General features: G+C 58.3%; 12 protein-coding genes. 8 read left to right on the top strand and 4 right to left on the bottom strand.

The window, feature by feature from the left end; genetic code table 11:
- Nucleotides 1-4 precede the first annotated feature (4 nt).
- The 4 genes from CLM71_RS19920 (at nt 5) to CLM71_RS19905 (ending at nt 4,389) form a co-directional block, all read left to right on the top strand.
- Entirely contained in the window at nt 5-1,540 is a 1,536-nt protein-coding gene (locus CLM71_RS19920) for a sugar ABC transporter ATP-binding protein (RefSeq protein ID WP_105232535.1), read from the top strand.
- Between the two features lie 19 nt (nt 1,541-1,559).
- Nucleotides 1,560-2,627, top strand: coding sequence for an ABC transporter permease (locus tag CLM71_RS19915; RefSeq protein WP_105232534.1), 1,068 nt, complete (start codon nt 1,560-1,562; stop codon nt 2,625-2,627).
- Nucleotides 2,628-2,933: 306 nt separating this feature from the next.
- Complete coding sequence (locus CLM71_RS19910) at nt 2,934-3,539, top strand: helix-turn-helix transcriptional regulator (RefSeq protein WP_105232533.1); 606 nt, start codon at nt 2,934-2,936, stop codon at nt 3,537-3,539.
- On the top strand, nt 3,529-4,389 hold the full coding sequence (locus CLM71_RS19905) for a queuosine precursor transporter (protein WP_105232532.1): 861 nt from the start codon (nt 3,529-3,531) through the stop codon (nt 4,387-4,389). The genes CLM71_RS19910 and CLM71_RS19905 overlap by 11 nt, the downstream gene beginning before the upstream one ends.
- Before the next feature lie 743 nt (nt 4,390-5,132).
- Here the strand turns inward: CLM71_RS19905 and CLM71_RS19900 are convergent.
- A complete protein-coding gene (locus CLM71_RS19900; protein ID WP_105232531.1) occupies nt 5,133-6,518 on the bottom strand; it encodes a carbohydrate binding domain-containing protein in 1,386 nt (461 codons plus the stop codon).
- 307 nt (nt 6,519-6,825) lie between these two features.
- Here CLM71_RS19900 and CLM71_RS19895 point away from each other — a divergent pair, with 307 nt between their 5' ends.
- Entirely contained in the window at nt 6,826-7,752 is a 927-nt protein-coding gene (locus tag CLM71_RS19895; RefSeq protein ID WP_105232530.1) for a LysR family transcriptional regulator, read from the top strand.
- Here CLM71_RS19895 and CLM71_RS19890 read toward each other — a convergent pair.
- The 3 genes from CLM71_RS19890 to CLM71_RS19880 all read right to left on the bottom strand — a co-directional run bounded on the left by CLM71_RS19890 (nt 7,700) and on the right by CLM71_RS19880 (nt 11,140).
- Nucleotides 7,700-8,506 carry a substrate-binding domain-containing protein gene (locus CLM71_RS19890; RefSeq protein ID WP_105232529.1) on the bottom strand — a complete coding sequence of 269 codons (807 nt, stop codon included), beginning with the start codon at nt 8,504-8,506 and terminating at the stop codon, nt 7,700-7,702. The genes CLM71_RS19895 and CLM71_RS19890 overlap by 53 nt on opposite strands.
- A gap of 22 nt (nt 8,507-8,528) precedes the next feature.
- Nucleotides 8,529-9,824 (bottom strand): MFS transporter, encoded by a 1,296-nt coding sequence (locus tag CLM71_RS19885; protein ID WP_105232528.1) that lies wholly within the window; start codon nt 9,822-9,824, stop codon nt 8,529-8,531.
- Between the two features lie 371 nt (nt 9,825-10,195).
- Nucleotides 10,196-11,140, bottom strand: a complete 945-nt coding sequence (locus tag CLM71_RS19880; RefSeq protein WP_105232527.1) for a LysR family transcriptional regulator — start codon at nt 11,138-11,140, stop codon at nt 10,196-10,198.
- A 114-nt stretch (nt 11,141-11,254) separates the two neighbouring features.
- On the opposite strand from CLM71_RS19880, the gene CLM71_RS19875 reads away from it, so the two are divergent.
- Genes CLM71_RS19875 through CLM71_RS19865 form a run of 3 tightly spaced genes read left to right on the top strand, consistent with a single transcriptional unit; the run spans nt 11,255 to nt 15,652 of the window.
- Entirely contained in the window at nt 11,255-12,430 is a 1,176-nt protein-coding gene (locus CLM71_RS19875) for a fumarylacetoacetate hydrolase family protein (RefSeq protein WP_105232526.1), read from the top strand.
- 53 nt (nt 12,431-12,483) lie between these two features.
- Nucleotides 12,484-13,878, top strand: coding sequence for an MFS transporter (locus CLM71_RS19870; protein ID WP_105232525.1), 1,395 nt, complete (start codon nt 12,484-12,486; stop codon nt 13,876-13,878).
- Nucleotides 13,868-15,652: an IlvD/Edd family dehydratase gene (locus CLM71_RS19865; RefSeq protein WP_105232524.1), complete on the top strand. Its 1,785-nt coding sequence runs from the start codon at nt 13,868-13,870 to the stop codon at nt 15,650-15,652. The genes CLM71_RS19870 and CLM71_RS19865 overlap by 11 nt, the downstream gene beginning before the upstream one ends.
- Nucleotides 15,653-15,666: the final 14 nt, after the last annotated feature.

Below are 15,666 nucleotides of genomic sequence, written 5' to 3'. Positions count from 1 at the left end.
GAAGATGAGCGAGCAATTGGCGCACTCCGCCGCGGCGGATGTGATTATCGAGACCCGCGACGTCTCCCGTTTGTACCCCGGGGTAACGGCGCTCGATCGGGTTAACTACCGGGTCTACCGCAACAGGGTCAATGTGTTGATCGGGGAAAACGGCGCCGGTAAATCAACCATGATGAAACTGCTGGCAGGCGTGGAATCGCCCTCTTCCGGCGAAATTCTGCTGAACGGGGAAACGGTGGCCCTGTCGTCGACGCATCAGGCGGAGCGACACGGCATCAGCATTATTTTCCAGGAGCTGAATCTGTTTCCCAATATGAATGTGATGGACAACATCTTTATCGGCAATGAGTTTTTCCAGCGGGGCGTGATTAATGAGAAGTACCAGTATGCGCTGGCCAAATCGCTGCTGGAGCGCCTTGAGCTGGACGTTGACCCTTATGCGCCGCTGGGTGAGCTGGGCATCGGCCATCAGCAATTAGTCGAGATTGCGCGGGCGCTGTCCAAAGATACCCAGGTGCTGCTGATGGATGAGCCGACCAGCGCCCTGAGCCAGTCGGAAGTCAAAGTGCTGTTTAAGGTGATCGAGCAGCTCAAGCGGCGCGGCGTCACCATAATCTATATCTCTCACCGGCTGGAAGAGCTGATGGAGATTGGCGATCACATCACCATTTTCCGCGACGGGCGCTTTATCAGCGAGCGTGAAGTCAGCGACGCCAGCGTGCCCTGGATCATTGAACAGATGGTGGGCGATAAGAAAAAACATTTTGACTACTCGCCCGCGCCTCAGCAAGAAACGGTGCTGCAGGTTGACGGTTTGACCGCGCTGCACCCGAACGGCGGCTATCGGCTGAATGATGTGACGTTTGCACTGCGTAAAGGCGAGGTGATCGGCATTTACGGCCTGCTGGGCGCTGGCAGAACGGAGCTGTTCAAGGGGCTGATCGGCATGCTGCCCTGTCAGCAGGGACGCGTGGCGCTCCACGGCGAAGATATCAGCCGGCTTAACTTCCAGGCGCGGTTAAAGAAGGGGATCGCGCTGGTGCCGGAAGACCGGCAGGGGGAAGGGGTGGTGCAGCTGATGTCGATCAAAACCAATATGACGCTGTCCGATCTCAGCCTGAAGGGATTCCGGCGCGCCCTGCGGCCGCTGAGCCCGTCGCAGGAGCAGCATAACGTCGACGATATGGTGCGGCAGCTGGCGATCAAGGTGAGCGACAGCGAGCTGCCGATCACCTCGCTCAGCGGCGGCAATCAGCAAAAAGTGGTGCTGGGAAAAGCCTTGATGACCGGCCCCGAGGTGGTGCTGTTGGACGAGCCGACGCGCGGTATCGACGTCGGGGCGAAAACCGATGTGTATCACCTGATCGGCAAACTGGCGCACGAAGGGCTGGCGGTCATGTTCTCCTCGTCGGAGCTGGATGAGGTGATGGCCCTGGCTGACCGTATCCTGGTGATGGCCGACGGACGTATTACCGCCGATCTGCCGCGCGCCGCCGTAACGCGGGAAAAATTAATCAGCGCTTCAACGCCGCATGACTGACGTCCGTCGGAGAGAAACTATGAGCCGTAAATATCTGATCTATATGTATCTGCTGAAGGCGCGCACCTTTATTGCGCTGCTGATCGTCATCGGCTTTTTCAGCGTGATGGTGCCGAACTTCCTGACCCCCTCCAACCTGCTGATCATGACGCAGCACGTGGCGATCACCGGCCTGCTGGCGATCGGCATGACGCTGGTGATTCTGACCGGCGGCATTGACCTGTCCGTCGGCGCCGTGGCGGGCATTTGCGGCATGGTGGCCGGCGCGCTGCTGACCAGCGGCGTACCGCTGTGGGGCGGCAATGTTCTGTTTTTAAACGTGCCGGAGGTGATTTTGACGGTTGCCGTATTCGGCTGCCTGCTTGGCCTGGTAAACGGCACGGTCATTACCCGTCTGGGCGTCGCGCCGTTTATCTGTACGCTGGGCATGATGTATGTGGCGCGCGGTGCGGCCCTGCTGTTTAACGACGGCGGTACTTACGCCAATCTGGTGGGGATGGCGCCGCTGGGCAATACCGGTTTTGCCACGCTGGGGTCCGGCACCTTCCTGGGGGTGTATATCCCGATCTGGCTGATGCTGGCCTTTTTGCTGTTTGGCCTGTACCTGACGCGTAAAACTCCGCTCGGCCGCTATATTTATGCCGCAGGCGGCAATGAGTCCGCCGCCCGGTTGGCGGGGGTGCCGATCGTGAAGGTTAAGGTGTTTGTGTATGCCTTTTCCGGGCTGTGTGCGGCGCTGGTGGGGTTGATTATCGCGTCGCAACTGCAAACCGCCCACCCGATGACCGGCAATATGTTTGAAATGGACGCCATCGGTGCCACGGTGCTTGGCGGCACCGCGCTGGCGGGAGGGCGCGGTCGCGTATCGGGGTCGATCATCGGCGCTTTCGTGATCGTTTTCCTGGCGGATGGCATGGTGATGATGGGGGTGAGCGATTTTTGGCAGATGGTGATCAAGGGGCTGGTGATCGTCACGGCGGTGGTTATCGACCAGTTCCAGCAGAAGCTGCAAAGCAAAGTCGTGATGCTGCGCCGTCATGAACATAAACAGGCCATACCGCAGGCGGAAGGATCGCTATTGCGCTGAGCCGGAAGACAGCGCGGCGTTGCGGTCAGGGAGGCTGCAACGCCGTTTTTTTCGTCTGTCGATTGTCTCGCCGGTTATGGGCGCGTTTGAATACGATTCCGAGCCGCCGTTCCGCTCCGGCCATCCGCGCCGGTTTTCTCGTCCTGGCCGTTTGATTATCGATGGGAGATGGCGAATATCCCGGCGCTGCAGACGGGATGGCAGACTGGGTTTTTGGTAAGGATTTCTTAAGCATAGAATTGCGGGCACTATAGTTTCCGGCTATTCTGCTTAATCATTGATAGCTGTCGGACTCATTGAAATATTATGTTTGGTGCGGAAAAAAGCAGTTTATTGCGTGCAAATCTGGAGCATTTGCTCCGTAGTAAAGGCGAAACACAGGTTTCTGTCAGTGAAAGCACCGGGCTTAATCGCACAACAATCTTTAAGATATTGGACGGCCGCGTTGCCAGCGTGCAGAAACAGACGCTGCGTAAAATATCTGATTTTTTCGGCGTCACCATGTATGAGCTGCAGCATGTAGATATTGCGACAGCGGAAAAAATCGATGCCAGTATTTCCGTTCATGGCAATATGAATGCGGCGGCGCTGCCCATAATTCCCCTGACATCACTGATTGAGCAGATAAACGCCGGGCGTTCCGTCGGGGAGCTGACGCTGTCCTGGCCACTGACCTACTACTATGGCCATGGGCCGAACCTGATTGCCGTGGCAATGGATAAAAACCCGCCGGTGCGCTACCGGTGCGGGGATATGCTTATTATTCGCAAAGGCATCTATAAAAGCACCAATCTAAAGCTGCTGTTTAAGAGTAATGCGGGATTCTTTACTGATGCACTGGCCTGCGTGGACGAGGTCGATGCAGGGGTTATCGTATTAGGAGATATTCTTGAAGAACGTTATGGAAACTGAAGCAGAATATAAACTTATGGGGTTTGAACCCAATACTCATATGGCAAGAATCCTTATACGCTCTTCAGGGAAGGTATTGAACATTCATGCTAACGATCTGGAAAGAAGTGAAATATCGCAAAGCTTATCTGCGCATGAAATCAAGGCCTTATACCGCCATATTTATATGGATGGGCTAGCGCCCAAAACTGAGTATCAGTTGCAGGACCGGAACGATCGCTCCTGGAGCACCTATGCCGTTTTTGTCCTGGCGCTGGCGATATTTTATCAGTTCAGTAATCTGGCGGCGATTAAGCCCGTTTATATTAGCTATTTTGATATTGTGGTGACGCCGGGCACCTTTATTTACCCCTTCACCTTTCTGGTCATTGACCTACTCAATGAGTTTTATGGCTTCCGCCTGGCCAAGAGGGCCATACTGTACTCGGTCGCAGCAAACGTGGTTATCACACTGTTGCTATACCTATCGACAAAACTTCCGGTTATCCCCGGCTGGGGGCTTAATGAGGCGTATAATAACTTTATGATGCAACTCTATGTCGTACTGTTTGCCTCGACCATGGCCTTTATAACCTCTGAGCTATCTAACTCATGGATACTCTGTAAGGTGAAGGCGATGACGCACTCGCGTCACCTTTATCTGCGCATCTTTTTGAGTACCTTTGCGGCGTCCATTATCGACAGCTTTGTTTTCTGCCTGCTGGCCTTTTATGGCAAGATGGAGACCAGCGTTATCGTGAAAATGGCGATAATACAGATGATGATCAAGTCGGTTTACGCGGTGTTAAACGTATTCCCGGCCTATTATGCGCGTTTCCTCTACAGAAAATATATTCTCCATACTGAGTGAGCCGCTGCTTACACCTTGGTATGCCGGCTGTGTTTTAAAGCCGTAAGAACCGGAAATGTACTGGCCAGTATGTTTCCGGTTTTTTTGTGCGCTGCTGCATCCCCCCTGTCTTGATTCAAACCAGACCTGCTTACGCATTACCGAAAACCGAGGAGGGGGCCGGCCTGTTCAACTGACCTGTGCGGAATAGCGGGTGAACCCAATATTAAGAAAAGCGCGTGTGTAGCGTCAGCGTCCATGCGCAGTCTCGGCCGTAACCGCCAATGACACGCAGTGCCGTATGATAGAAGCATGAAAAATTCATAAGATAATTTGCATTATATGGTGGCTGGTGGGTTGTTCTATACCACTTTCCTGATTTCGACTTTTTCACATCATTTTGATAAATAACCATAATTTAAAAAGTCATTTATTAGTCACCATTTTTGTATTCATGTGTTGACTTTTCAGGGTAAGAAAAACTACATTGTTATGCAAGATGAAGGTATCAGGGGCTGTCGCTGGATAGCCATAGCACGTAATACCAGGGGAACCACTGATAAAAGGGCGCAGGACATATTACAGCCCTGTTATTCCAATAAAGTAATCTTGAATCATCCATTGGCGTGGGCGTCTGCTCACGCGCTTTTCTTTTCCCGAGCTGACTGCGGGTAACGCCTTGTGTCGGGCAGTTTGCTTCAGCGCTGCAGATACGCCGTTCTGGTTTGCCGGGCCGCGTTTAAGCGACCCGGCAATAAGCGGTATCAGATCTCTTCTACCTTAATGTCGGTGATGCTGAAATCGTTGCCGTCGCCGCTCGCCTTATGGCTGAATATTTCCAGCAGATTTTCGCCCTGTGCGGCGGTGAATTCCCCTGTGAGGGTTAACCACTCGCCTTTGTTTTTTAATGTTGTCAACGGCGTAATGTCACTGCCTGCAACACGCAGCGACAGTTCCGGGATCACTTTATAGTCGTTATCCCGGCGCGCCCGAATGCTGAAACGATAGCGCTTTCCTGGCTGCAGCTCGGTGTATTTTTTATACAGCAATACGCCGTTATGTGTTCTGCCTTTGACATTGGTGGTCGGGAAACGTATCAGGCTTTTTCCATCTTCGGTGTAAAACTCATGCTCAGGCGTTGCGGGGCCAAATTGCCAGTTATTTAACTGATTCCCTGTGAAGTCCGTTGATTCTGAGAACGGTGGGGGGACGGGGGTTGGCTCCGGGGCTGGCGGGGACGGCGGCGTTTCAACCGGTGCGGCGTGTTCATGGCACTTGCATCCGGATTTCTCCGCATTGCCTGCATTACCCGGTCCGCAGGCTTCAACCAAACCTTTCAGCACGTCCGCCAATGTATTTACCGCTTTTACAATTTCCGGCAGTTGCTCGCACAGGTTGCTGCCGTTGCCTGTCGGTTTATCGCCTTCTGACGGCGCCTTGCCTTCCAGCTTATCGGCTTCGTCTTTTTTATCCTCAATGCTCTCTTGCTGCGGGATTTTACTGGCGCAGATGGTATCTTTCAGCACCTGGGTAAAATCGGCGATGCCTTTGGTATAGATATAGTGCTCACCGCCGGTGCGCAACGCCAGCCGTTTGTATTCCTTGATATTGGCTTCTTCATCTTCCGGCGTCGGATACGGCGTGGTGGCGTGTGGGGTGCCCAGGTAGGTATGTACTTTGGCGCCGTTGCTCAGCGCAGTAGCGATGGCATCATTGCAGGCTTTGATACGCGCTGCATCCAGAATCATTTCTCCGCCTTCCAGGCTCTCATCGCCTAATACGAACACGTTCTTTTCTGCGCCGGCGCGCCAGTCAAAATGGGTGCTGATATCTTCAACCGCGCGAGCCACATCTTCCTGCGCGCCGGCATTCGCTACGCTGTCCCGCTTGCGTCCTTTTAACGTATTGCCGTCTGCTCCGGCGGTTGTCGTGAGGTAGTTATGCACCGTTTTTTCAAACTTGGTGCCGGTGAATGTGCCTTCAATCCCCAAAAATTCGACCCGTAAATCAGAAGGGCAAGATTTGCGGGCTTCCTCTACGGCCTTGTCCAGCGCCGCGCTCAGCGCCTTTGCCTCATCGGCCATTGAACCGCTGGTATCAATGACGATCACCAGATCGACTTTCTTACCGCTTTGCACCTGTGTATTCATCGACTGTTTCCTTTTATCCTGTTTGTTTATCATTACTTGTTATTTTGCGTTCAAAGCATAGGCGTAGTGTGAAAGCCTCGCACTGTTATGAATAAAAAATAGTGTCGCGTCGGCGGAGTATGTCGTTTTGACGTTGACTCCGCAGGTCACCGGCGGGGTGGGTGGGTGACCGTACTATTCTTGTTGGTGGCCACCGCTATCGGCGGTCTTTTGCATGACGGCCGGCCAATCGCTCTTTCTCTACGGCGCGATAAGGCGCTATTATTTTTATCCCGGTTATTTCTCGTCATAAGGATTGCTTGCCGCTATGCCCGTGAATGTTGATCTTAACGGTCTGTATGCGTTTCGCGCGCTGGTCGAATACGGCAGCTTTCGTAGCGCCGCCGAGTCTATCTGCCTGTCCCAGTCGGCCCTGAGCCGCAGAATAGAAAAGCTGGAAGCGGCATTGGGCGCCCGGCTGTTCGAGCGCACCACCCGTCGCGTCACTCTGACGCTGTACGGGCAGACGTTTGCCGAGCGTTCCGACCAGCTGCTGGCGAATTTTGAAGAAGTGATGGCTGACGTCAGTAAAGTCAGTCAGGAGCGGACGGGGCTGGTGACGGTGGCGACGGTGCCCTCGGCGGCGTATTACTTTATGCCTGACGTGATCCGCCTGTTTCAGGCGCGATACCCGCGCGTGCGCGTAAAGCTTATCGACAGCAGCGTCGGCAACGTTATCGAAGCGGTGATGAACGGCCAGGCCGACTTCGGCATCTGTTTCTCCGGCAACCCGCTGCCGAATACGGAGTTTTTACCGCTGGTGGAAGATGCCTATGTGGCCGCCTGCCGGCGCGATAGCCCGTTGGCCACAAGGGATGGCCTCACCTGGCGCGAGTTTTATCAGCAGGAGTATGTGAGTTTGGATAAGGTGTCCGGCAACCGCAACCTGCTCGATCAGGCGTTGGGGGATATAATTCCCGCGCGTCCCAGCCTGTGCGAAACCCGGCATGTGACCACCCTGCTGGGAATGGTTGAGGCGGGCATCGGCATTGCCGCCGTGCCCGCCATGTCGATGCCTCCAGCAGAGCACTCCGTGCTGATGCAGCTGCCGCTGACCGAACCGGCGGTAACGCGCACGGTCGGGCTGCTCAAACGCAGCGGACGCATACAGTCCTATGTGGCTGCGGAACTGGAACAACTGATCACTGAACGGTATCTCGCAGCTGAACGGTCTGCACGGCCGGAACAGATTTAAGCCCGGTCGCGGCAATGGTCTGCTGCGCCGTTGGTGAAGAGAGGAAATCCAGCAGCGCTTTCCCTTCCTGCCGATGCTCTGCGTGCGCCGTCACCGCGCCGGCAAAGCGGGTGATGTACTGCACGCTGTCCGGCAGTTCGCCGATAAAGGTCACGCCGGGCACCGGCAGCAGCTCGCTGACCTGCTGAAAACCGAGCGCGTATTTACCGCCTGCCACTTCGCCCGCCACCGGGACGCGCTCCACCTTATGCGCCTTATCCTTCATCTGTACTTCAATCCCCAGCGTTTTAAACAGCTGGCTGCTGACGTAACGACCGCTGGCGCTGTCGGAATAGGCCACGGAGCCGGCCTGCAACAGCGTAGCGCGCAGCGCGTCGCGGCTGCTGATATCGGGCTTCGGCTGTCCCTGTTTAACCACCACGCCAATCGGTGAATCGGCCAGCTCCACGCGTGAACCCGGCTGCAGTCGGCTCTCTTTTTCCAGGTTTTTCAGCGCGTCGCCCACCATGATCACCACGTCGGTTTTTTCACCGCGCGCCAGGCGGTTAGGGATCGCCTGGGCGGATTTTCCCATCGACGGCCCGGATACCAGAATAATGTGGTTGCCGCTTTGGGTTTCATACTGCGGCGCCAGTTTTTCCAGCGCGGCCTTAAAACCGCCTGAAATCATCACGGTGACGTCTTTGGCCAGCGCGCCGCCGCTGGCGGAGGAAAGCACCAGCGCGGCGATCAGGGAAGGATAAATTTTATGCATGATGTCATTCCTGGCTGCGGGATTAATGTGAGGTTTGCAGGGTCAAGGTGCGACGGCGGTACAGATACAGCGTCGCCAGCAGGGCGCACACGGCGGCAAAGCTCATCCAGTAGCCCGGCGAGGCCTTATCCCCGGTGAATTCGATCAGCGCGGTGGATATCACCGGCGTAAAGCCGCCGAATACCGCCGTCGCCAGGCTGTAAGCCAGTGAGAAACCGGCAACCCGCACTTCCGTCGGCATAATTTCCGTCAGCGCCGGGATCATGGCGCCGTTGTACAGGCCGTAAATAAAGGACAGCCACAGCAGTACGCTCAGCATCATCGAGAAGGTGGGGGTGGCGGCCAACAGCGCCAGCGCCGGATAGGCGGTAGCCAGCGCCAGCAGCGTCATTGCCACCAGAACCGGCTTACGGCCGAAGCGGTCCGACAGGGCGCCGCCCACCGGCAGCCAGATGAAGTTTGAAATGGCGACCAGCAGCGTCACCAGCAGGCTGTCGGAGGCGCTCAGCATCAGCACTTTTTTGCCGAAGGTCGGCGCATAGACGGTAATCAGGTAAAAGGCGGTGGTGGTCATTGCCACCATCAGCATACCGGCGATAACCACCTGCCAGTTGGCGAGCAGCGTGCGGAAAACCTGCCGCATCGCCAGGTGGTTGCGGCGGGCGCTGAATTCCTCGGTTTCTTCCAGTTTGCGGCGTAAAACAAAGATAAAGGGCACGATGGCGCAGCCTAGCAGGAACGGTATGCGCCAGCCCCATTCACGGATCGCGCTCTCTTCCAGCGCCGCATTCAGGGCAAAGCCGATCGCCGCCGCCACCATGATGGCGACCTGTTGGCTGCCGGACTGCCAACTGGTGTAAAACCCCTTGCGGCCCGGCGTGGCGATTTCCGCCAGATACACCGAAACGCCGCCCAGCTCTGCGCCGGCGGAGAAGCCCTGCAGCAGACGCCCGAATAGCACCAGCAGCGGCGCCCACAGCCCGATGCTCTGATAAGACGGGATCAGCACAATCAGGAAGGTGCCGGCGGCCATGATCGACAGCGTGACGATCAGCCCCTTACGGCGGCCGACTTTATCGATGTAGGCGCCCAGCACCACCGCGCCGATGGGGCGCATCAGAAAGCCGGCGCCGAAGACGGCGAAGGTCATCATCAGCGAAGCAAATTCACTGCTGGCCGGGAAAAAGGTATGGGCGATATAGGTGGCATAAAACCCGAACAGGAAGAAATCAAACTGCTCAAGAAAGTTGCCTGAGGTTACGCGCAGTATCGCGCCGGCGCGTCCCCGGGCTGTCATGGGTGAGGTCGATGAGTGCATGGTTGTCTCCAGTTTGTCAGTGGCGCTTTTGGCTGCGCCTGCTCTGGAGACTGCAGGAACGGGGGAGAGTAAATAAGTGCAATTTACACATGGATTGATGTGTCCGGCACATCAATCGGCGGCAGCCGTAGGAAATCGATTATGTTAACAATGGGTTAATAATGGCTGACGGGTATGTCTGTTAGTAAGCAGGGTAACTGTTAGGTTGCTATTTTGTGACGGGGTTCATAGGCGGGGTGAGCGGGGGGCGACATGGGTATTACAGCATATCGGACCTGATCCTGGTCGGCGACCCCCTGCAAGATAAATCCTGCTGGTCAATGAGTTACACTTGATGTTGGTGGGTGCGGCATGTTCTGAAGCCAGCTCTCTTACGTTTCGGCCAACGTTTCCGGCTCCAGCAACAGCGCCATAAACTCCCGGGCGATCTCGGTAAGCGGTTCACTGCGCCGGGTCAGTACGCCATATTCCTGCGGTGCCAGCCGTAGATCGGTGTTCAGCACGCTCAGCAGTCCCCCGTGCAGATGAGCGGCGGCCATGGCTTCCGGCAGCATGCCGATCATCGGGCCGCCCTGTAGTACCTGAAGGAAGGTCTGCATCGAGATGGTTTCAACGGTATTGTGCGGCGTGGCAACGCCGGCCGCCGCGAAGGCCTCCTCCATCTGGCGACGAATCGGCGTCCCTTGAGGGTAGAGGATCCACGGCCACGCCAGGAGTTCTCCCAGGCTGTAGCGCCGATCCTGCCCGGCCAGCGGATGGCGGCGATTCACCACCAGGCAGAACGGTTCCGGCCCCATCGGGCGGAAGTCGAACAGCTGTTGCTGTTGAGGCTCGGTAAAACGACCGATAGCCAGGTCCAGGGTGCGTGCCTTTAGCATTTCCATCAGATGATCGCTGGTCTGTTCCACCACTTCAATCGCCAGCAGCGGCCAGCGCTTTTTGATACTGATGATGGCCTGGGGCAGCGCCACCGCCGTGGCGGCGAAGATCCCTCCCACCCGCAGGTGTCCGTGGCCACCGGCCCGCAGACTGTCGATGCGCGCCACAAATCCCCGCGCATCGTTGAGCGCAATCTGCGCGTAGCGCACCACCTCGCCGCCCAGCGCCGTGGGCGGCATACTGCGCGGCAGGCGCTCAAACAGCGGGAAACCGAACTGGTTCTCGATCTCCCTGAGCATTTTACTGAGCGCGGGCTGGCTCAGGCTCATCTGTTCGGCCGCCAGATGCATATTCCCGGTACGACCAAGAGTATCTATCAACAACAGATGGCGGAACTTTAGCCAGTGACAGAAGCTGGTAAACGACATATCAGACATAGTGCGCCCTTGAATAACCGATAACCCCTGGTTATCGATGACTGAATGAATGCCATTGGAGTTTATCTCTCCCGCCGCATAACGTAACGGCAACAACAATGAGGAGAAACTCCCATGACCATCGCTCTGAATCCTGCAAACACCCTGCCCGAAGACGGAACCCGCGGCTGCCTGATCGGCCGCGCCTGGGTTCCCGGCCCCTGTCCCGGTCCTTCGCCGGTAGTTATTCGCGGCGACGACGTCTTCGATATTTCGCAACAGGCTGCCACCGTCGCCGGACTTCTGGAACTGGAAAACCCCGGGGATGTGATACGCCAGACAAAGGGACGCCATATCGGCTCACTTTGTGAGCTGCTGGCCAACGGCGGCGATGCGCCGGACCCTGCACGCCCGTACCTGCTATCCCCCATCGACCTGCAGGTGATTAAGGCCGCCGGGGTCACCTTCGTCGACAGCATGCTGGAGCGGGTGATCGAGGAGCAGGCCGCCGGCGACGGTGAACTGGCCAGCGGCCTGCGGGCCCGTATCTACGATCTCACCGGCCCGGATCTGCGGGCGGTCAAACCCGGCTCCGAACGGGCCGCCGCCCTGAAGCAGTTGCTGATTGAACGCGGCCTGTGGTCCCAGTATCTGGAAGTCGGCATTGGCCCCGACGCCGAGATCTTTACCAAGGCGCCGGTGCTGGCCAGTGTCGGCAGCGGCGCCGCCATCGGCATTCATCCCCATTCCAGCTGGAATAACCCGGAGCCGGAAGTGGTGCTGCTGGTTAACAGTCGCGGCCGGATTCAGGGGGCGACGCTGGGCAACGACGTCAACCTGCGTGACTTCGAAGGGCGCAGCGCGCTGCTGCTCAGCAAAGCCAAGGACAATAATGCCTCCTGCGCCATCGGCCCCTTTATTCGCCTGTTCGATGACAGCTTTACCCTGGATCACGTACGCAACTGCGAGGTGGAACTGACGGTTCAGGGCGAAGAGGGTTTCCAGCTTCACGGACTGAGTGCCATGAGCGCCATTAGCCGCGATCCTGAAGAGCTGGTCAGGCAGACCCTGAACGCCAACCACCAGTATCCCGACGGCTTTGCGCTGTTCCTGGGCACGCTGTTCGCTCCCACCCAGGACCGGGATCGCCCCGGCGCCGGTTTTACCCACCGGCCCGGCGATATCGTCACTATCGGCACGCCGATGCTGGGCGCTTTGCGCAATCGGGTCACCACCAGCGACCAGGCACCGCCCTGGACCTTCGGTCTGCGCGCGCTGTTCGACAATCTGAGCCGGCGCCGCCTGCTGTAACGCCCGCCATCCTGAAATCACGCTGTAAGGCAATCCCACTGAAGGAGCATGCTATGCGTGTACAGAATCACTCTTCTACGCCCGATCCGCGCCAGCTGCGGCGGGCAATCTTCACCGGCGCCGTTGGTAGCGCGCTGGAGTATTACGATTTTGCCATTTACGGGCTGGCGTCGGCGCTGGTCTTCGGCCATATTTTCTTCCCCTCGCTGGGGGTTACCGGTGCGCTGTTGGCAAGCTTCGCCACCTATGGCGCCGGGTTCCTGGCCCGGCCTTTCGGCGGCCTGTTTTTCGGTTCGCTGGGCGATCGCAAAGGCCGTAAACTGGTCTTGCTGATCACCATCGGGCTGATGGGGGTCGCCACCACGCTGATCGGCCTGCTGCCCGCCGGGCCGCTGGGCGCCGTGCTGCTGGTTGCCCTGCGGCTGCTTCAGGGCTTCGGCGCCGGCGCTGAACAGTCCGGCGCCGCCACCCTGATGGCGGAGCTGGCGCCTCCGAAACGCCGCGGCTGGTATGCGGCACTGCCCTTTATCGGTGTTTTTTCCGGACTGGCGCTGGCGACCATCACCTTTCGGGTTATGCAGTTGTTGCTGAGCGAACAGCAGATCCTGAGCTGGGGCTGGCGCATTCCTTTCCTGCTGAGCGTGGTGTTGATCGCCGTCGCTATCTGGGTGCGCTTAAGGCTGAAAGAAAGCCCGGTGTTTAAGACCCTGGAAACCCAGCAGCAGGTGATTAAGACGCCGATGCGGGCGGTCATGCGCGACGCGCGACGTCCGCTGGCCGCCACCATTCTGATGCGCATGGCGGAAACCGGCAGCTCCACCCTGTACGCCACGGTGTCCATCGCCTTTCTGACCGGCTACGCCGCCACCCAGGCCCAGCAGAGCGCCGCCTTCGCGCAGATCGGCACCAATGCCGTACTGCTGGCCAGCGTGGCGAGCGTTATCACCACGCCGCTGTTCGGCGCCCTGTCGGACCGCGTGGGGCGGTTGCGGGTTTACCGCGCCGGGGCGCTGTTCTGCATGCTCTGGGCCTTCCCGGCCTGGATGATGATCGCCAGCGGTAATCCCTGGCTTATCACTCTGGCGATCGTCGGCGGTTTTGCCATCGGCGCCAACAGCATGCTCGGCGCTCAGTGCGCCCACTTCACCGAGCTATTCGGCAACCGCTACCGTTATTCCGGCGTGGCGCTTTCCCGCGAGGTCGGCGCGCTGCTTTCCGGCGGACTGGCGCCGCTACTCGGGATCTGGCTCACAGGACTGGCCGACGGCGCCCCCTGGGTGCTGGCCGCATACACTATTGTTCTGGGGGGCATTACGCTCGCCGGTAGCTGGCTTTCCGTGGAAACCCGCGGCCGCGATCTGACACTGATTCAGGATGCCGTCGGCCGGTCACCCCATCATCGCGCCCCGGGCGCCATACTAATAAGAGAGAAAAATCATGAAGGATAAACCGGTACCCAAACTGCGCAGCCAGCGCTGGTTCGACGATCCTGAACACGCCGATATGACGGCGCTGTACGTCGAACGCTATATGAACTACGGACTGACCCGCGAGGAGCTGCAATCCGGGCGTCCGATTATCGGCATCGCTCAGACCGGCAGCGATCTGACCCCCTGCAACCGCCACCACCAGGCGCTGGCGGAACGGGTGAAGGCCGGCATTCGCGATGCCGGCGGCATTCCGATGGAATTTCCGGTTCACCCCATCGCCGAGCAGAGCCGCCGTCCCACCGCGGCGCTGGATCGTAACCTGGCCTATCTGGGGCTGGTGGAGATCCTGCACGGCTATCCTTTGGATGGCGTGGTGCTGACCACCGGCTGCGATAAAACCACGCCAGCCTGCCTGATGGCGGCCGCCACCACCGATCTGCCTGCCATCGTACTGTCCGGCGGGCCGATGCTTGACGGCCACTATAAAGGGGAGCTGATTGGTTCCGGCACGGTGATTTGGCATGCACGCAACCTGCTGGCCACCGGCGAAATCGACTACGAAGGCTTCATGGAGCTGACTACCGCTTCTTCGCCGTCCATCGGCCACTGCAACACGATGGGGACCGCGCTATCGATGAACGCGCTGGCCGAAGCGCTCGGCATGTCGCTGCCGGGCTGCGCCAGCATTCCGGCTCCTTATCGCGAGCGCGGGCAGATGGCCTATCGCACCGGCAAACACATCTGCCAAATGGTGTGGGACGATCTGCGTCCGTCGAAGATTCTGACCAAAGCGGCGTTTGAAAACGCCATTACCGTTGCCTCGGCGCTGGGGGCATCCAGCAACTGTCCGCCGCACCTGATCGCCATCGCCCGCCATGCTGGTGTTGCGCTGACTCTGGATGACTGGCAGCGGGTGGGCGAAGCGGTGCCGCTGCTGGTGGACTGCATGCCTGCCGGACGCTATCTGGGGGAGGGCTTCCACCGCGCCGGCGGGGTTCCGGCGGTGCTGCATGAATTGCAGAAAGCCGGTCGCCTCAACGAATCCTGCCTGACGGTCAGCGGCAAAGCCATTGGCGACATCGCCCGCGAGTCCGGCAACCACAATGCGGATGTGATTCACGACTGGGAAAATCCGCTTAAACACCGGGCGGGCTTCATTGTGCTGAGCGGCAACTTCTTCGACAGCGCGATTATGAAGATGTCGGTGGTAGGTGACGAATTCCGTAAAACGTGGCTCAGCGAACCCGGTGCGGAAAACTGCTTCGAGGCGCGGGCCATCGTGTTCGATGGCCCGGAGGATTACCACGCGCGGATTAACGATCCCGAACTGGCGATTGACGCCCGCTCGATTCTGGTGATCCGCGGCGCTGGTACCGTCGGCTATCCCGGCAGCGCTGAAGTGGTCAATATGGCGCCGCCGACGGCGCTGCTGAAACAGGGGGTAACCTCGCTGCCCTGTCTGGGGGACGGACGCCAGAGCGGCACCTCCGCCAGCCCGTCGATCCTCAATATGTCGCCGGAAGCCGCCGTCGGCGGCGGGCTGGCGCTGCTGCAAACCAACGATCGTCTGCGGGTGGATCTTAACCAGCGCCGGGTCGATCTGCTGATTGACGATAGCGAAATGGAACGCCGTCGGGCGGCCTTTACGCCCACGCATCCGCCTTCTCAGACGCCATGGCAGGAAATTTACCGCAGCATGGTCGGCCAGCTTTCCACCGGCGGCTGCCTGGAGCCGGCGACCCTCTATTTGCGGGTGGTTAATGACGACAACTTACCCCGACATTCACACTAACGAGATGAGCATCA

The organism is Serratia sp. MYb239, assembly GCF_002966855.1.
GTDB classification, from domain to species: domain Bacteria; phylum Pseudomonadota; class Gammaproteobacteria; order Enterobacterales; family Enterobacteriaceae; genus Serratia_B; species Serratia_B rhizosphaerae.
This window is presented reverse-complemented; position numbering and strand designations above follow the sequence as displayed.